15 protein-coding genes are annotated in these 19234 nt (G+C 33.8%); 11 read left to right on the top strand and 4 right to left on the bottom strand.

Annotation, left to right across the window (positions count from 1 at the left end; all coding sequences use genetic code 11):
- Positions 1-117: 117 nt before the first annotated feature.
- The 3 genes from M4I23_RS04000 to M4I23_RS03990 all read right to left on the bottom strand — a co-directional run bounded on the left by M4I23_RS04000 (position 118) and on the right by M4I23_RS03990 (position 5273).
- A complete protein-coding gene (locus M4I23_RS04000) occupies positions 118-1185 on the bottom strand; it encodes a methyltransferase (protein ID WP_249753507.1) in 1068 nt (355 codons plus the stop codon).
- Between the two features lie 1605 nt (positions 1186-2790).
- A complete protein-coding gene (locus tag M4I23_RS03995) occupies positions 2791-3156 on the bottom strand; it encodes an endonuclease domain-containing protein (RefSeq protein ID WP_249753506.1) in 366 nt (121 codons plus the stop codon).
- Positions 3157-3317: 161 nt separating this feature from the next.
- Positions 3318-5273, bottom strand: a complete 1956-nt coding sequence (locus M4I23_RS03990) for a YgiQ family radical SAM protein (RefSeq protein ID WP_158847105.1) — start codon at positions 5271-5273, stop codon at positions 3318-3320.
- A gap of 439 nt (positions 5274-5712) precedes the next feature.
- On the opposite strand from M4I23_RS03990, the gene M4I23_RS03985 reads away from it, so the two are divergent.
- Positions 5713-5940 (top strand): PLD nuclease N-terminal domain-containing protein, encoded by a 228-nt coding sequence (locus M4I23_RS03985; protein ID WP_158847103.1) that lies wholly within the window; start codon positions 5713-5715, stop codon positions 5938-5940.
- A gap of 491 nt (positions 5941-6431) precedes the next feature.
- On the opposite strand, the gene M4I23_RS03980 is transcribed toward M4I23_RS03985, so the two are convergent.
- Positions 6432-8063 (bottom strand): ABC-F family ATP-binding cassette domain-containing protein, encoded by a 1632-nt coding sequence (locus M4I23_RS03980; RefSeq protein ID WP_249753505.1) that lies wholly within the window; start codon positions 8061-8063, stop codon positions 6432-6434.
- A 225-nt stretch (positions 8064-8288) separates the two neighbouring features.
- On the opposite strand from M4I23_RS03980, the gene M4I23_RS03975 reads away from it, so the two are divergent.
- The 10 genes from M4I23_RS03975 to asnS all read left to right on the top strand — a co-directional run bounded on the left by M4I23_RS03975 (position 8289) and on the right by asnS (position 19142).
- Positions 8289-9191, top strand: a complete 903-nt coding sequence (locus M4I23_RS03975) for a hypothetical protein (protein WP_158847099.1) — start codon at positions 8289-8291, stop codon at positions 9189-9191.
- Between the two features lie 212 nt (positions 9192-9403).
- Positions 9404-9859, top strand: a complete 456-nt coding sequence (gene rplM, locus M4I23_RS03970; RefSeq protein WP_158847097.1) for a 50S ribosomal protein L13 — start codon at positions 9404-9406, stop codon at positions 9857-9859.
- Position 9860: 1 nt separating this feature from the next.
- A complete protein-coding gene (gene rpsI / locus M4I23_RS03965) occupies positions 9861-10247 on the top strand; it encodes a 30S ribosomal protein S9 (RefSeq protein ID WP_042496568.1) in 387 nt (128 codons plus the stop codon).
- 201 nt (positions 10248-10448) lie between these two features.
- The gene (gene rpsB / locus M4I23_RS03960; RefSeq protein ID WP_158847095.1) at positions 10449-11225 is read left to right on the top strand and encodes a 30S ribosomal protein S2; all 777 of its coding nucleotides are present in this window, start codon (positions 10449-10451) and stop codon (positions 11223-11225) included.
- A gap of 87 nt (positions 11226-11312) precedes the next feature.
- Positions 11313-12287, top strand: a complete 975-nt coding sequence (gene tsf, locus M4I23_RS03955) for a translation elongation factor Ts (protein WP_158847093.1) — start codon at positions 11313-11315, stop codon at positions 12285-12287.
- Positions 12288-12473: 186 nt separating this feature from the next.
- On the top strand, positions 12474-13181 hold the full coding sequence (gene pyrH, locus M4I23_RS03950) for a UMP kinase (protein ID WP_158847091.1): 708 nt from the start codon (positions 12474-12476) through the stop codon (positions 13179-13181).
- Positions 13182-13231: 50 nt separating this feature from the next.
- Positions 13232-13789 carry a ribosome recycling factor gene (gene frr / locus M4I23_RS03945; protein WP_158847089.1) on the top strand — a complete coding sequence of 186 codons (558 nt, stop codon included), beginning with the start codon at positions 13232-13234 and terminating at the stop codon, positions 13787-13789.
- A 79-nt stretch (positions 13790-13868) separates the two neighbouring features.
- A complete protein-coding gene (locus tag M4I23_RS03940) occupies positions 13869-15137 on the top strand; it encodes a hypothetical protein (RefSeq protein ID WP_158847087.1) in 1269 nt (422 codons plus the stop codon).
- Positions 15138-15184: 47 nt separating this feature from the next.
- Entirely contained in the window at positions 15185-17584 is a 2400-nt protein-coding gene (locus M4I23_RS03935) for an RND family transporter (protein ID WP_158847085.1), read from the top strand.
- Between the two features lie 124 nt (positions 17585-17708).
- Positions 17709-19142: an asparagine--tRNA ligase gene (asnS, locus tag M4I23_RS03930; RefSeq protein ID WP_249753504.1), complete on the top strand. Its 1434-nt coding sequence runs from the start codon at positions 17709-17711 to the stop codon at positions 19140-19142.
- Positions 19143-19234 lie beyond the last annotated feature (92 nt).

The raw sequence follows: 19234 nt of genomic DNA, 5'->3' as shown, positions 1-19234 counted from the left end.
CTACATAAAAAAACATTAGGTTCACCTTTTAGGTTTTATCTAACGTGGTTTCTTCTTTCTTTTAAATTAGCTTTAATATTGTTTATTAAAAAGAATAACATTCCGTTAAAGTTAACTCTAAGCATGCACCAATTCCCAAAGTTCAACTTCTTCGTCTGCACGCCAATTTTGATTACGTTTTGTTTTATCCGATGCTGCTTTTACTGGCTTCTTTAAACAGTTTAGTAATTTAAAGCGTCCGCCTTCGGCAAGTTCCTTTTCTATAGGGTGTTCTTTTGTAACATCGGTAATTTGTGCCATATTAGAGAATAGGACAACAAGCTTACCTTCTGGCAATAATCGTTTTTTAGCTTCAGTAAAAAAATCTAAAAACAAGTTTTCGTTGTAATAAATAGCTTCGTCATTGGTATCTATATCTTGAGGTGCTGGCAACCAAGGCGGATTAAAAACAATAAGTTCGGTTTGCTTTTCAATAGTTCCAAAAAGCGGTGCAAATTCGAGTTCTATTTTTCGAGACATTTTGGTATCTCCCATAGACTCTGTTAATCCAACAATTGCATTGGGGTTTGTATCGGTTCCAAATACCTTCTGAAAACCATACTTTACCATCTGAAAAGACAACACGCCACTACCAATACCCACATCTATGGCCGATTTTTTTGGTCCTTCGTAACGTTTTAGCCAATTATCGAACAGTATTAAATGATCGAAACGTGTTGGGAAATACACCCCATAATATGGATGTATTTTGTTTCGTAACACCGGAAGCATCATGCCATTTTGATACCATTGCCAAGCACTATTAAGGCCTTGTACTTTGGTAAATGGTAATAGAAAATTATTTTCGTCTGGATAAAGTTTCTCTAACCAACCAATAGATGGTGCTTTTTTTACGGTTAATTTATGATCTACAATTTTTATATAAATAAGACTAGATAACGCTCTAAATGCCGAACGATTTGCACGTTGCTCATCGAAAGTAAGACCAGGAAATTTAACTCTAAGATGCATTTGCAACTCTTTAAGCAACTGCAAACCGTTACTATAAAATTCGGTTATCATTATAGGCTTACCAGCTTCTAAACCTCTAATGGTACGCGCAACATTTATTGAGCGATTAAATTGTGGTAAGGGTTGTTCTGAAAAAAAAGGCTCAGGTTTGTTTACAATTATATCTGTAATCATCGTTATTCTAAATTGAAACGGATTGCAGAGTAATGACGTTAGCAAGGCGTAGATTAATATCACTATAAATAGTTACTAACTAGTAAACAGGCATTAAGTTGGCCACTAGTGTTTAAATTAATCAAAATAGCACCTTTAAAAGGTAGCCTATAACATCGCCAAAGTGGGGACTAAAAAATAATTAATATCAACAGATAAATAATATCTAGCGCCAAAGATACTTTATTAAATCTCACAATTAAGAATAATACTAAAGTATTACATTTTGGTGCGTAAAGAGGGAAAGTTACAATAGGTTAAACATATTGTTTTAAAACACCCCTACGGTCCCCTCAAGGGGACAAACCTATTCATGAAATATTTAGATGCAATTTGTAAATTAGGAGTTCAAAATAAAGTAGTAAAAATCCGAAAAACAAAACAATAATACTGAGTCAATATCCCCTTGAGGGGATTATAGCGGTGTTTACAAAAGACTTTTTTAACTTACTCTTATCTAAAAAAACACTCCTACGGTCCCCTCAAGGGGACAAGCCTATTCATGAAATATTTGGATGTAATTTATGTATTTGGAGTTCAAAATAAAGTAGTAAAAACCCGGAAAACAAAACAATAATACTGAGCCAATATCCCCTCGAGGAGATTATAGGGGCGTTTACAAAAGACTTCTTAACTTACTCTTATCTAAAAAACACCCCTAAGGTCCCCTCAAGGGGACAACCCTACTCATGAAATATTTGGATGTAATTTGTAAATTAGGAGTTCAAAATAAAGTAGTAAGAATTCGAAAAACAAAACAATAAGACCGAGCCAATATCCCCTTGAGGGGATTATAGAGGTGTTTACAAAAGACTTCTTATAACTTACTCTTATCTAAAAAACACCCCTACGGTCCCCTCAAGGGGACAGCCCTATTCATGAAATATTTGGATGTAATTTATAAATTAAGAGTTTAAAATAAAGTAGTAAAAACCCAGAAAACAAAACAATAAAACTGAGCCAATATCCCCTCGAGGGGATTATAGGGGTGTTTACAAAAGACTTTTTTAACTTACTCTTATCTAAAAAAACACTCCTACGGTCCCCTCAAGGGGACAACCCTACTCATGAAATATTTGGATGCAATTTGTAAATTAGGAGTTCAAAATAAAGTAGTGAAAATTCGAAAAACAAAACAATAAGACTAAGCCAATATCCCCTTGAGGGGATTATAGGGGGGTTTACAAAAGACTTCTTATAACTTACTCTTATCTAAAAAACACCCCTAAGGTCCCCTCAAGGGGACAACCCTACTCATGAAATATTTGGATGTAATTTGTAAATTAAGAGTTTAAAATAAAGTAGTGAAAATTCGAAAAACAAAACAATAATACTAAGCCAATATCCCCTTGAGGGGATTATAGCGGTGTTTACAAAAGACTTTTTTAACTTACTCTTATCTAAAAAAACACCCCTAAGGTCCCCTCAAGGGGACAAACCTATTCATGAAATATTTAGATGCAATTTGTAAATTAGGAGTTCAAAATAAAGTAGTAAGAGTTCGAAAAACAAAACAATAAGACTAAGCCAATATGCTCTCGAGGGGATTATAGGGGTGTCCTCAATTTAATCAATCAACCCTTTAACAGTTTCTTCAATAACCAACAAAACACTAAACATATTCATTTTAACCTCTTCATTTGAAAACCTTAAAAAGGTAACACCATAAGCCTCCAATTCACCTTGCCGCTTGGCATCATATAAAAAACTGTGGTCGTGGCTAGAACCATCTATTTCAACGGCTAAACCTATTTCGTGACAATAAAAATCTGTAATATAATTTAGCATAGGAACTTGCCTATGAAACTGAACACCGTAAGCACGTTGCTTTATCTTCTGCCAAAGTAAAACTTCGGGTAAAGTACTATTTTTTCGTAATTGCCTAGCGAGTAGTTTTAGTTTAGGGTGATATGGAATTATTTTATTTCTCATAAATACAACGTTTACACCCCTACGGCCCCTCGAGAGGACAACCTGTTTCATGACTTATTTAGATACCATTTGTAAATTAGAAGTTTAAATTGCTCTAGAATCATTCGAAAAATAAAACAGTAAGACCGAGCCAATATCCCCTCGATGAGATATTAGTAGTATTAACGCGTCCGCTTCTTCTTCCCTTTATACCTCACCTTGTTCTTCCTTTTATTAAAAGGAACAGCATCATTAAATGTATTCTTGGCATCACCATCCGGTGTGTTTTTACGCCATTTCTCTTCTTTTTCAGGAAGTAACACTTTAAGTAAATCTTGACGCCCTAATTTGTTTAAAGTCTTTTTAATCCAGTCTTTATTTTCATCCTTATACCAAAAGAAAAAACGATGTTGTTCATCCTTTTCCTTTCTAGTAATAGGCGTATTTACTTTTTTAAGTGTGTATGGATGATAACCAGAGTAATAAATTACGGTAGCCACCGTCATTGGTGTTGGTGTAAAACCTTGTACTTGCTCTAACTGAAACCCCATATCTTTAGTTTCGGCAGCAAGATTAGCCATATCTTCCACTTCACAAGCTGGATGATTGGATATAAAGTATGGTATTAATTGTAATTTTAATCCTTTAGCGATATTTATCTTATCGAAACGTTCCTTAAATTTATGGAAATACGAAAACGATGGTTTACGCATCAATTTTAAAACCGGATCACTAGTATGCTCTGGTGCTACTTTAAGTCGGCCAGAAACATGCTTCGTCATCACCTCTTCCGTGTAAGCGTCTAACTCTTTAGGATCGGCGTTTTTATTAAATTCCGGCACCAACATATCATGGCGAATTCCCGAACCAATAAACGATTTTTTCACTTTTGGATGACTATCAACCGCCTGATATAATTCCGTTAACGGTTTGTGCGATGTATCCAAATTGCTACAAATAACAGGCGAAATACAACTCGGCGAAATACACTTATCGCAAATAGATTGTATTTTCCCTTTCATTTGATACATGTTAGCACTTGGCCCACCAATATCACTTAAATACCCTTTAAAATCGGGCATATTTGCCACAGTATCCACTTCTTTTAAAATAGACTCTTTACTACGTGATGCAATAAATTTCCCTTGATGTGCAGATATAGTACAAAAGCTACAACCACCAAAACACCCACGGTGAATGTTAATGGAAAACTTAATCATTTCGAAGGCCGGAATAGGCCCACGTTTATTATATTTTGGGTGCGGTAATCGTGTATATGGATAATCGAAAGAAGCATCAATTTCAGCTTCCGTCATGGTTGGATATGGCGGATTAATCATTAAAGTTTTATCTCCAATTTTCTGAAAAATACGTCGCGCAGCCAATTTATTACTCTCCTGCTCTATCACTTTAAAGTTAGATGCGTATTTTTTCTTATCCTTTAAACATACCTCATGCGATGCGACTTCAACATCTTCCCAATTACTGTTTTTCGGAATACTTTCATCTTCATTCAAAAGTACAGCCGTTTGCAACACCGTATTTATACTTCTAAAAGGCACCCCTTTTTCTAGCAAACGCACCACTTCACGCAAGGGTTGCTCACCCATACCGTAAACTAACATATCGGCCTTCGAGGTTTCTAAAATAGAAGGCATAAGCTTATCGCTCCAATAATCGTAATGTGTTACACGGCGCAGTGATGCCTCGATACCACCAATTAAAACAGGCGTATCTGGCCATTTCTCTTTTAAAATTTTAGAATAAACCGTTGTTGCGTAATCCGGACGAAATCCAATATCACCATTAGGCGTATATGCATCCTTATCACGACGCTTTTTATTAGCATTATAATTACTAATCATAGGGTCCATACATCCACCAGTAACACCAAAAAATAATTTGGGAGCACCAAGCTTAACAAAATCCTGAAGATTATCGGTAACACTAGGCTGTGGTACTATGGCAACACGCAAACCAAAACTCTCAAGCATACGCCCAATAACGGCAGGCCCAAACGTGGGATGATCCACATAAGCGTCGCCACTAAATAGAATAACGTCTAGCGCTTCCCATCCGCGTATTTTCACCTCTTTATTTGTGGTAGGTAACCAATCCGAAAGTTTTAATTCTTGCATATCGTGCAAAAATAGTTAAAAATTAATGGTTCAGCATTATAATAAATTCAATCAACAAAGTGAAAGCTAATTATTTGGGCGTTACCACAAGGGTCGGGCTTTACGTTGCAAGTCCTCACGCCCTAAAAACTTCGTGGGCGCTGTGGGCTTTTCACTGCAATCCCTAACGCGGGCATATCTACAATTAATAGTAATAAACTAATGTTAGTTTATACACTTGTAAAGTTTGAAGACATAATTTTAATTGTAAGAAACATACAATTCTTTTTTTCGATTATTTTAATCTCCTGTAAATTAAAACAGGCCTTGACTTTGTAAAAAAAAATCAACTAACTTAGCTTAACACAAGATATAAAACATTAAAACGATTTCATATCTTATTAAACGTTAGCTTTAATGCTAGAGAAACGTCAGAACTAAAAATTAAAAAAAAGAAAAAATGATATATTTAGGAATGATTGGAGCTTGGCAACTAATTCTGATATTAGTAGTATTATTTCTTGGGGTTTTACCAACAATAATTGCTCTTGTAGATATTTTAAAAAGCGAATTCAAAGGGAATAATAAAATTGTTTGGATTTTAGTCGTTTTATTCGCTAATTTTTTTGGTGCGATTTTGTATTTTTTAATAGGTAGAGAACAAAAAATAACGATTGAAAAAACATAAAAAGGATTTTGAGCAAGTTTGCGGAATCGAAAACTCAATTAGATACTCGGAATATCACTCAATCGGAATTTAGCAAGTTGCGGAATTTGAGCAAGTTTTCGGAATGAAAATCGAGCTGAATAAAACATAAAATATTAACAAAAAAGTAAACGGAAATAAAAGCACTAAAAGCTAACAACGTTTATAATTAATTATAAATTTGTCTAAACTTTTGGGTGCACTCTATTTTCTATTCGGTTTTTATTTGCTAAATTAGTTACTTAAACACGCCACTAATCATACAAGAGACCGCTAAACGAACATACTCTTCAAAACAAAACAGATCCAATTTAAAAATAAAGTAAGCGGATACGTGCGTTAGGGATTGAGGCATTTGTTGAAGCTCTTTTTGTGTTGTTGCACCTATGCAACACAAAAAAGCGACTGCCGAAAGCCCGACCCCTTTTCGGGGTAACGCCCAAAACAAATTAACCGACAAAACAATTTTAAGTCTACAAATCTATCGCCTTTAAACTTTCAATTCTATTTCTAACTAAGAAATCGTCAATGGTTTCAAAATGCTCAATAACACGTTTTTCTTTAAATTCAAAAACCTTGTTAGATAGACCTTGAAGAAAATCCCTATCGTGAGATACCAAAATTAGCGTACCATCAAAATCAAGCAACGCTTCTTTTAAAACATCTTTCGATTTTAAATCTAAATGATTTGTAGGTTCATCGAGAATAAGCAAGTTTACAGGTTCTAATAAAAGTTTCACCATAGCTAGTCTCGTTTTTTCACCACCAGAAAGCACACTTACTTTTTTATCGATATCGTCGCCTTTAAACATAAAACGACCTAAAATATTTTTAATCTGTGTACGCACATCGCCTTTAGCAACCTCGTCTACGGTTTGGAAAATAGTTAAATCTTCATCCAACAAAGCGGCTTGGTTTTGAGCAAAATACCCAACCTTTACATTATGCCCTAAACTGCACTCGCCTTCTACATCAATTTCACCTAAAACAGCTTTTATCATTGTAGATTTGCCTTCTCCATTTCTACCAACAAAACACACTTTCTCGCCTCTAGCGATAGACATATTCGCATTATTAAATACCACATGCTCACCGTATAATTTAGAAACATCTTTTACACTAACAGGATAGTCTCCAGAACGTTGTGTTTTAGGAAAACGTAATTTTAATGCAGATGTATCTATATCATCAATTTCAATAATTTCTAACTTTTCAAGCATACGCTCTCTCGATGACACTTGATTGGTTTTAGAAAATGTGCCTTTAAAACGATCAATAAATGCTTGGTTATCTGCAATATATCTTTGCTGTTCTTGATACGCTTTTACTTGGTGTGCACGCCTATCTTCACGCAGTTGCAAATAATGTGTGTAATTTGCCTTGTAATCGTAAATTTTCCCCATAGTAACTTCTATGGTTCGGTTTGTAATGTTATCTATAAAGGCTTTATCATGAGAAATCACGACCACGGCATTTGCTTTATTCAATAGAAAATCTTCCAACCAAATAACCGATTCTATATCTATATGATTAGTAGGCTCATCTAATAGTATAAGGTCTGGCTTTTGTAAAAGGATTTTAGCCAATTCTATCCGCATACGCCATCCACCGCTAAATTCGTTGGTGTTTCTTGTAAAATCTTCCTGTTTAAACCCTAGACCTTTTAATGCTTTTTCAACTTCAGCATCGTAATTTACATCCTCTAGCGCATAATATTTTTCACCTAAATCGGAAACACGTTCAATAATTTTCATGTATTCGTCAGATTCGTAATCCGTTCGCGTTTCCAACTGCTTATTCAAATCTTCCATTTCGTTACGCATATCAAACACGTGACTAAAGGCTTTAGATGCTTCCTCGAAAACAGTAGTATCATCTTCAGTTAATAAATGCTGTGGTAAATAGGCTATTATAGCTTCTTTGGGGTAACGCACATGGCCTCGCGTTGCATTTTGCACACCAGCAATAATCTTCATCATTGTGGATTTTCCTGCACCATTTTTTCCCATTAAGGCTATTTTATCGTTTTCATTAATAGTAAACGATACATCGCTAAACAAGGTGTGTCCGCTAAACTCTACGGCTAAATTATCAACTGAAATCATATTATATGTATAAGAAAGCGCAAAACTAACAAAAGAGATGCATTACAAAACATAATAATTTTAAAAAAATATAATTTCCAAATAGAGAATCTAACTATATAGTATTAAGCACTTCAGCGTTTAAAAAAACAACTTGACCGGCAATCATAAATTAAACTTAACATTTCTTTTGTAATAAGTAGCTATTATCATCGTCCAAATGCACTTAATAAAAAAAAAACAATTATGAGATCTAAATTATTTTTAACATTGATTACTGTATTAGCTTTCGCTGGACAAAAAGCACAAGCACAAATTAGTCCAGATGGATTTTTCAACAAAAAAGGAGAAGCCAACATTGCCGTTTCTTACACTTTCTCTACCTATGAAAAATTTTATTTAGGCTTAGATGAACTAGATGCAGTTCCCGCTCACAACGAAATTGATCAAAACATATACAACGTATATGCAAACTATGGTATTACAGATAACCTTACGGTAATTGCAAACCTACCTTATATTGAAGCTGAAGGAAAAGGTGCTGCAGATCCAGTTAACGGCAGTACAGAGCAATCTAACATTCAAGATTTAAGCTTATTGGTAAAATGGGCTCCATTTGTAACAAAACATAAAAACGGTACAACTACCGTTGTTGTGGCTGCAGGAGGCTCTTATGCTTTCGATTACGAGCCAACAGGAATTCTTTCTCTTGGTAACGGTGCATCTTCTATAGATACAAAATTAGGGCTACAATATAATAACAACTCTGGTTTCTTCGGAAATGTGTTTGTTGGACATTCCATAAGAGGAGAAGCTGATAATAACTTAGGCTTAGGTGATGGTACTAAATTTGACGTTCCAAACAGCGTAAATGCACAAATAAAATTAGGATACGCAGGAAAAGCTTTTTATGCAGATGCGTGGTTCGATGCTCAAAAAAGTAATGGAGGATTAGATATTAACTCTGCAAACTTTGCTGGTAATTTCCCTGAAACTAAAGTAAACTACTCTAGAGTTGGTTTAAACTTCTATGTTCCGGTTACAAAAATAATTGGTCTTAGTGCTGGTACAGGTACAATAGTTAGCGGTAGAAATATTGGTAAAGGCACTTACTATTCTGGTGGGCTTGTTATAGGCTTAGGCAAATAAAACCACGTATTACTTAAAATAAAAAGGCGAGATAAACTTAATTTATCTCGCCTTTTTATTTCATCAATATTACAACTGCTTAAAACCTTAAATATCAATACTTTTAATTTTATTTAAAGAATATAAGCACACTATTTGGTAATCAAATATATAATCGTAAATTTGCAAACTCTTTTTAAGAGAGGAATGTTTAATAAAAATAATTTAAAAACGTGGACACAATAAGCTACAAAACGATTTCAGCCAACAAAGCAACTGTTAATAAGCAGTGGGTTTTAGTTGACGCTGACGGTCAAGCACTTGGTCGTTTAGCTTCTAAAGTTGCAAAACTTTTAAGAGGTAAACACAAGCCAAACTTCACACCTCACGTTGATTGTGGTGATAACGTAATTGTTATCAACGCAGAAAAAATCAGTTTATCTGGTAACAAATGGAACGATAAAACGTACATTCGTCACACTGGATATCCAGGAGGTCAAAGAAGTTTAACTGCTACAGAATTGTTTGGAAAAGATCCAGCAAGAGTAGTAGAAAAATCAGTTAAAGGAATGCTACCTAAAAACAAATTAGGTGCTGAGTTATTCCGTAATCTTACAGTTGTTGTTGGAACAGCTCATAAACATGAAGCTCAAAAACCAGCCGTAATTAATCTAGAAGAATTTAAATAACATGGAAGTAATTCACAAAATTGGCCGTAGAAAGACGGCTGTTGCTCGTGCTTATGTTTCTACAGGAACAGGAAACATTACGATTAATAAAAAAGACTTAACTAACTATTTCCCTACAGCGACTTTACAGTACAAGGTAAATCAGCCATTAGTTTTGACTAACAATGACAGCAACTTTGATATTACAGTAAATGTATATGGAGGTGGTATTACTGGACAAGCTGAAGCTGTTCGTTTAGCAATTTCTCGCGCAATGTGTGAGTTAGATGCAGAGAACAGACTAATACTTAAGCCAGAAGGTTTATTAACAAGAGATCCAAGAATGGTTGAACGTAAGAAATTCGGTCAGAAGAAAGCTCGTAAGAAATTTCAATTCTCAAAACGTTAATATCCTGGACGTGGTTCAGGATCTGTTTTACAGATGTCTTTATCATTTCAAACAAAATAAAAAAACAAGTTATTGTTGTCCTACCTTATTAACAAGTTAGGATTTAGTTTAGCATCTAAATGAAGCCAAAGGTTAAAAGCTTAACGCTTAGAGCCAAATGGAACATTGCTAATTCAACAGAACGTAAACTATTATTACAAAATGGCAGTAGAAGTAAAAGAATTACTTGAAGCAGGTGTACATTTCGGACACCTTACACGTAAGTGGGATCCAAATATGGCTCCTTACGTATATATGGAACGTAACGGTATCCATATTATCAACTTATACAAAACAGCAGCTAAAATTGATGAAGCTGGAGAAGCATTAGCAAAAATCGCTAACTCTGGTCGTAAAATTTTATTTGTTGCAACAAAGAAACAAGCTAAAGATATCGTTGCTGAAAAAGCAGGATCTATTAACATGCCTTACATCACAGAAAGATGGCCAGGCGGAATGTTAACTAACTTTGTTACTATTAGAAAAGCTGTTAAAAAAATGGCTACTATTGATAGAATGAAGAAAGATGGTACGTTTTTAACGTTATCTAAAAAAGAGCGTTTACAAGTTGATCGTTTAAGAGCTAAGTTAGAAAAAAACTTAGGTTCTATTACCGATATGACGCGTTTACCTGGAGCTTTATTTGTTGTAGATATTAAACGTGAGCATATCGCGATTAAAGAAGCACAAAAATTAAACATTCCAATTTTTGCAATGGTTGATACCAATTCAGATCCACGCCAAGTGGATTATGTTATCCCTGCAAATGATGATGCATCTAAATCGATTGATAAAATTTTATCTCACGTAACTTCTGCAATATCTGAAGGACTAGCTGAGCGTAAAGCTGATAAAGATGCTGCGGCATCTGCTAAAGAGGAAGCTCCTAAAGCAAAAGCTGCACCAGCACCAAAAGCAGCTGCTGAAGAAGAAGAATAAAATAACATTAACAAAACACAAATAAGTCGTTTAGTACTTTTCTTTGTTGAAAATATATTGAACGACTTTTTTTAAATAATAATAACTATGAGTACTACAGTAAAAGTTACAGCCGCTGAAGTAAACAAATTAAGACAAGCTACTGGCGCAGGAATGATGGACTGCAAAAAAGCTTTAGTTGAAGCGGGAGGCGATTTCGATAAAGCAATCGATGTTTTACGTAAAAAAGGACAAAAAGTAGCTGAAAAAAGAGCCGATAGAGATTCTTCTGAAGGCGCTGCTGTTTCTAAAATTAATGCAGACCAAACTGAAGGTGTTGCTATTGTTTTAGGTTGTGAAACTGATTTTGTTGGTAAAAATGAAAACTTTTTAGCTTTAACAAATCAATTAGGTGATATTGCATTAAACTGTGAATCTAAAGAAGCTTTTTTAGCTGCTGATTTTGGTGGAATGACTGTTGCTGAAAAATTAATTGAGCAAACTGGTGTAATTGGTGAAAAACTAGATATTACTAGTTTTGAAAAATTAAAAGCACCATTTGTTGGAACTTACGTTCACATCAACAAAATTGCTGCTTTAGTTGGTTTATCTGCAAAAGTTGATAACGTTGATACTTTAGTTAAAGATGTAGCTATGCAAGTAGCATCAATGGGAGCAACTACATTATCTTACAAAGATTTTGATCCTGCTTTTGTAGCATCGGAAACTGAAGCAAGAATTGCTGTTATTGAAAAAGATAATATCGAGTTAGGTCGTTTAGGTAAAACACTTAAAAACGTTCCTCAATATATTTCTATGTCACAATTATCTGATGAGGTTATAGCTAAAGCTGAAGAAGCTGCGAAAGCAGAATTAAAAGCTGAAGGTAAACCAGAGCAAATCTGGGATAGAATCTTACCTGGTAAAATGGAGCGTTTCATTTCTGATAACACAACATTAGACCAAGAAAAATGTTTATTAGATCAAAATTTCATTAAAGACGAAAAATCTAACGTAGCAAAATACGTTGCATCTTACGGCGAAGTTGAAATTACAGGTTTCAAACGTGTATCTGTTGGATAATTAATATTGTTTTTAAATTTTCGTTTACACGAAAATCAAACATATTTAAAACCACTACTCTTTTTTAAGATGTAGTGGTTTTTTTATGCAAAATTCTAATTTCATATAAATTCAAAAAAATAAAAATTTTATGTAGCTTTGCTAAACTTTTGTTTTCGCATAAGCGAACATCTCATAATCCATAAAATGAAATATAAAAGAATACTTCTAAAACTATCTGGCGAAGCCTTAATGGGTGAACGTCAATACGGTATAGATCCAGACCGTTTAGCCGAATATGCACAAGACATTAAAACCATCACAGATCAAGGCGTAGAAGTTGCGATAGTAATTGGTGGTGGAAACATTTTTAGAGGTGTTGCTGGCGCTAGTAAAGGTATGGATCGCGTTCAAGGCGATTACATGGGTATGCTTGCTACCGTAATTAATGGCTTAGCATTACAAGGTGCTTTGGAAGATGCCGATATACCAACCCGTTTGCAAACAGCTATTAAAATAAACGAAGTTGCAGAGCCTTTTATTAGAAGAAAAGCCATGCGTCACTTAGAAAAAGGGCGTGTTGTTATTTTTGGAGGTGGAACAGGAAACCCTTATTTTACAACAGATTCTGCTGCAGTTCTAAGAGCTATTGAAATAGAAGCAGATGTTATTTTAAAAGGTACACGTGTAGATGGAATTTACAACGTAGATCCTGAAAAAGATTCTAAAGCAATAAAATTTGATAATATTTCTTTTGATGATGTATTACAAAAAGGTCTGAAAGTAATGGACACCACAGCATTCACCTTAAGTCAAGAAAACAAATTACCAATTATTGTTTTCGATATGAATAAAATAGGTAATTTACTTAAAGTAGTTGCTGGAGAAAAAATAGGCACAGAAGTAAACGTTTAAAACTTGGCGTAATTTTTGGATATAGCTAAACCTCATAAAAGTTAAACACAATGAACGAAGACATTCAATTTATATTAGACAGCACAAGAGAGTCGATGGATAATGCCATTAAGCATCTTATAAAACAATTTGTAAATATTAGAGCTGGTAAAGCTAGCCCTGCAATGCTTGGGAGCGTAATGGTAAATTATTACGGTTCGCAAACTCCAATTGGCCAAGTTGCTAATATAAATACACCAGATGGTAGAACTATTACCGTACAGCCATGGGAAAAAAACATGCTCCAAGAAATTGAGCGTGGTATTGCATATGCAAACTTAGGTTTTAACCCTATGAACAATGGAGATACTATTATTATCAATGTACCACCATTAACAGAAGAACGTCGTATAGATTTAGCAAAACAAGCTAAAGCGGCAGCGGAAGACGCTAAAGTAAGTATACGTGCGGCTAGAAAAGATGCCAATAATGATATTAAGAAAAATGAAGATGTATCGGAAGATATAAAAAAGAATACAGAAATAGATGTACAACATATAACGGATAAACACGTTAAAAAAGTAGATGAACTTTTCGATATAAAAGAGAAGGAAATCATGACTGTTTAAGTCCAATTTTTATTTCAGTTAAAAAATATAAAGCGGCAAATTTGTCGCTTTTTTTATCATTTTATTCCTTTTATTTTAGATGAAACATTTTGTGTTGTTTTTATTTATTTTATTCTCTATCGCTTTAAGCGCACAAATAGAAAATGAAGGTACAACGGAACCTGCGCAAGATTCTATTAAAAAGAAAGCCTTTATAAAACAACTTGGAAATGGTTTTTTTCCTACAAATTATTTTAATTTCGATTTAAGGTATTTAATAAAATACAATCAATACGAAGGAATAAGAACTGGTTTAGGCGCCGAAACAAACAAAGCTTTTTCCGAAAAATATCGAGTTAACACCTATTTAGTTTACGGTTTTAGAGATCATAGATTTAAATACAGTTTAGGAGGTGGTTTTCGTTTGGCCGAAGCTTCGGATACCTGGATAAACTTATCTTATACTGATGATTTACAAGAAACAGGAAGCACCAAATTTTTAACTGATAATCGATTCTTCCAATTTTTCGAGCCTCGATTACTTAATATTGATTTGTTTCATAAACACATCACAAAATCGATAGGTATAGAGCACCAATTTTCATCACATATTTTAACTGAAACCCAATTTTCTGCTAGTAAAATATCTCCAACCTATAGTTACGGGTTTAATCTTAATGGAAATGTATTTACCAATTTCAATATCAGTACCGCTAAAACCGCATTGCAATGGAGCCCATTTAGTAAATTCGAAGCCACGGAGGATGGTATAAAAGAAACTAAAGACGGTTTTCCTAAATTCACATTTCAATACACTAAAAGTTTCAAAAATATTATAAAAGGTGATTTTAATTTTTCGAAATTCGATTTTAGAACTATATATCAAATTGGTGATCCTAAAAGAGCCTATTCTAGAATAACATTAGTTTCAGGATTTTCTAGAGGTGATACTCCTTTAACACATTTATATCACGCTTATCCAAACAACATTAATAAAGAAACCATTTTACAGCGGTTCTCGGTAGCTGGTTTAAATAGTTTTGAAACCATGTTCTTTAACGAATTCTTTTCAGATAGGTTCGCTACTTTTCAGTTTAAGCATTACTTAACACCTTTCAATATTTCCGAGCGTTACAAACCTCAAATGGTTTTGATAACACGATATGCTATTGGAGACATTAATAATCCTGAACGTCACCAAAACGTTACTTTTGGTTCATTAGAAAAAGGTTATACCGAATCGGGTTTTGAACTTAACAAACTCCTTTTTGGTTTTGGTTTAAGCTTCACTTACCGTTATGGCGCCTATCACTTGCCGGAAATTGGTGACAATGTTGCTTTTAAGTTTACATTTAACGTCACTTTATGAAGTAATCCGTTCCTTTTTTCTACCTTTGCGCTTCTTTTAAATAGAGCATGTTTAAACTTTTTACTAAGAACTTCTGGGACATAATTGCGAGATTAATTTTACGCAATAAAATCATTATACTTGTTGTTATTCTTGCAACAACAATTTTCTTTAGCCAGCAGTGGGATAAAATGCGGTTTACCTACACCGAAGCTAATTTATTACCCGATAATCACGAGGTTAATATTGTATACAAAGATTTTCTAAAAGTATTTGGGGAAGAAGGTAATCTAATTGTGCTTGGCGTAAAAGATTCAACACTTTTTACTGTTGAAAAGCTAAATGCTTGGAACAATCTATCTGAAAGTTTTAACAATTCATCTGATGCAGTTGAATCTGTAATTTCAATAAAAGAACTTCAAAAACTTGTAAAAGACACCAAAAACGAGAGATTTAATTTAGAGCCTTTTATTAAAGATTCTATTTCGTCGATGGCTGAAATTGAAACGTTAGAAAACGATCTTTTCAAAAAATATCCATTTTACGATAATTTCTTATTTAATAAAGACACAAAAACAATTCGCTCGGCTATTTACATGAATAAAGCCATTGTAAATACATCTGCTAGAAAAGATTTTGTGATGGATGTTTTAATTCCAAGAGTTAAAGCATTTGAAGACAAATACGATTTAGATGTGCATATTTCGGGTATGCCCTATATCCGGACTTTGAACTCTACCAATATTGTTGACGAAATAGGCCTTTTTATTGGAGCTGCCTTATTAGTTACTTCTATTATATTCTTTTTCTTCTTTAGATCGTTCCGTGCAACACTTATATCAATTGTTGTGGTCTGTATTGGTGTCATGTGGACGCTAGGAATTATTGGTTTATTAAACTACGAAATCACAGTTTTAACAGCATTAATTCCTCCATTAATTATTGTTATTGGTATTCCAAATTGTATTTTTCTGATTAATAAATATCAGCATGAAGTAAAATCACATGGTAACAAAATAAAATCTCTACAGCGGGTAATTACAAAAATTGGTAATGCCACGTTAATGACGAATGTAACTACAGCATGTGGTTTTGCTACATTCATTCTTACTGAAAGCAAACTTTTAAAAGAGTTTGGTTTAGTAGCTTCATTAAGTATTTTTTCCATTTTTATATTATGCATTCTTATTATTCCAATAATATATTCCTTTTTACCTTATCCAAAAGACCGCCATTTAGAGCATCTAAACAAACGTTGGATTGGAGGTTTTGTAAACTGGATGGAGCTTATGGTAAGAAAAAAACGTATTGCTATCTATATTACATCTATAGTTTTGCTTGCGTTAAGTATAATTGGAATTTTTCAAATAAAAATTTCGGGCAGTTTAATAGAAGATATGCCTCAGGAATCGGAATTTGTTCATGATATTCGTTTTTTTGAACAAGAGTTCAACGGTATAATGCCTTTGGAAATTATGATAGATACTAAACGCAAAAAAGGCGTCATGAAACTATCGACTTTAAAACGGATGGACGAGCTTGAAGAACTTATTGTAGAAACTCCAGAACTTTCAAAACCTATATCAGTAGTCGGTTTAGTGAAATACTCCAAACAAGCCTACTATAACGGAAATACTAAATTTTATCAACTGCCAACTTCACAAGAAAATAGTTTTATTTTATCATACGCTAAAAACTCTACAACTAATAGTGATTTACTTAGTGATTTTGTTGATAAAACTGGACAGTATGCACGTATTACCACCTTTATAAAAGACTGTGGGACGGATAGAATGGAACGTATTCAGGAAAACCTTCAAGATAAAATTGATAAAGTTTTCTCTAAAGACCGTTACAATGTTACCATGACTGGTAAAGCATTGGTTTTTCTAAAAGGAACAAAGTATTTGGTTAAAAACTTAGCCATTTCACTATCCTTAGCAATTTTCTTAATTGCTCTTTTTATGGCATACATGTTCCGTTCAATACGGATGATAGTTATTTCATTAATCCCAAACCTACTACCTTTATTAATAACGGCAGGTTTAATGGGCTATTTAGGTGTACCAATAAAACCATCAACCATTTTAGTTTTCAGTATTGCTTTTGGTATTTCTGTAGATGATACTATTCACTTCTTAGCAAAATACCGCCAAGAACTGCAAGCCAATAACTGGAAAATCAAGGTTTCAGTTTATGGAGCTTTACGCGAAACAGGCGTTAGTATGTTTTATACATCTATTGTCTTATTTTTCGGTTTCTCTGTATTTACCATTTCAAGTTTTGGTGGTACAGTGGCTCTTGGTGCTTTAGTGTCCGCTACCCTACTTTTCGCAATGCTTTCAAATTTATTATTGCTACCATCCTTATTGCTGTCTTTAGAGCGCAGTATTGCTAATAAAGAAGTATTACGTAAACCGTCTATTAACATTATTCCTGAAGAAGACGAGCAAACAGATGAAAATTAGTTGTTTTAATTACACTTTAGAACAACATTTAGCCGATTAAATCAAAAATTTCATAATTTTTCGAATTTATTATTTGAATTTTCAGTACTGAAACCATTATATTTACAGTTCAAAACTCGTTTATATGCAATCACCTACAGTTTCAGAATTATTATCACAAAACACATCTTTACTTGAAGTTGATATAAAAGGCTGGGTTAGAACCTTTAGAGCTAATCGATTTATCGCTTTAAATGATGGTTCGACAATAAATAACATTCAATGTGTTGTAGATTTCGAGAATTTTGATGAAGTCCTTTTAAAACGAGTAACAACAGGTGCAGCGATACATATAAAAGGTCAATTAGTAGAAAGTCAAGGTAAGGGCCAAAAAGTTGAAATTAAAGTCGCCCATTTAGAAGTTCTTGGAGATTCCGATCCTGAAACTTATCCTATTCAACCTAAAAAACATTCTTTTGAATTTTTAAGAGAAAATGCACATTTGCGCACCAGAACAAATACGTTTAGTGCCGTAATGCGATTACGTTCAGCGCTTTCTTTTGCTGTACACAAATATTTTAACGAAAACGGCTTTTACTACATGCACGCTCCAATTATTACAGGAAGTGATGCGGAAGGTGCTGGAGAAATGTTTAAAGTTTCAAGTTTAGACAATAAAAAATTACCTTTAGATGAAGAAGGAAAAGTAGATTATACTAAAGATTTCTTCGGAAAGGAAACGAACTTAACCGTTTCTGGCCAGTTAGAAGCTGAAACTTACGCCATGTCGTTAGGGAAAGTATATACTTTTGGACCTACTTTTAGAGCTGAAAACTCAAATACATCAAGGCATTTAGCCGAATTCTGGATGATAGAACCTGAAGTGGCTTTCATGGATCTAGCAGGAAATATGGACTTAGCCGAAGATTTCCTTAAATCGGTAGTTACCCATATACTAGCAAATAATCGTGAAGATTTAGAATTTTTAGAAAAGCGTTTATTAGACGAAGAAAAAACAAAACCACAGGCTGAACGTAGTGAAATGAGTTTAATTGAAAAATTAAATTTTATTACAGAAAACAACTTCAAACGCGTAAGCTATACCGAAGCCATAGATATCTTAAGAAACTGCAAACCCAATAAAAAGAAGAAATTCAAATATCTAATTGATGAATGGGGAACAGATTTACAAAGTGAACATGAGCGTTTTTTAGTAGAAAAGCACTTTAAATGTCCTGTAATCTTGTTCGATTATCCTGCAGATATTAAAGCCTTTTACATGCGCTTAAATGAAGATGGAAAAACCGTTCGTGCAATGGATATTCTATTTCCTGGTATTGGAGAAATTGTTGGAGGAGCGCAACGTGAAGAACGTTTAGACGTTTTAAAACAAAGAATGGCAGCCATTGATATTCCAGAAGAAGATCTATGGTGGTACTTAGATTTACGTAAATATGGAACAGCAGTTCACTCTGGTTTTGGTCTAGGTTTTGAGCGTTTAGTAATGTTCGCTACTGGTATGAGCAATATTAGAGACGTTATTCCATTCCCTAGAACACCACAAAACGCAGAATTTTAATAAAATTTAACCTGATAATTAAGGTTATACTTGGCTATTAGCAATGCTTTTATTTATCTTTGATTGGTACTAATTAAACCTAATCTTTGATT

Source organism: Algibacter sp. L4_22, from assembly GCF_023473045.1.
Lineage (GTDB): Bacteria > Bacteroidota > Bacteroidia > Flavobacteriales > Flavobacteriaceae > Algibacter.
The sequence above is the reverse complement of the archived record's forward strand: the minus strand, read 5'-3'. Positions and strand labels throughout refer to the sequence as shown.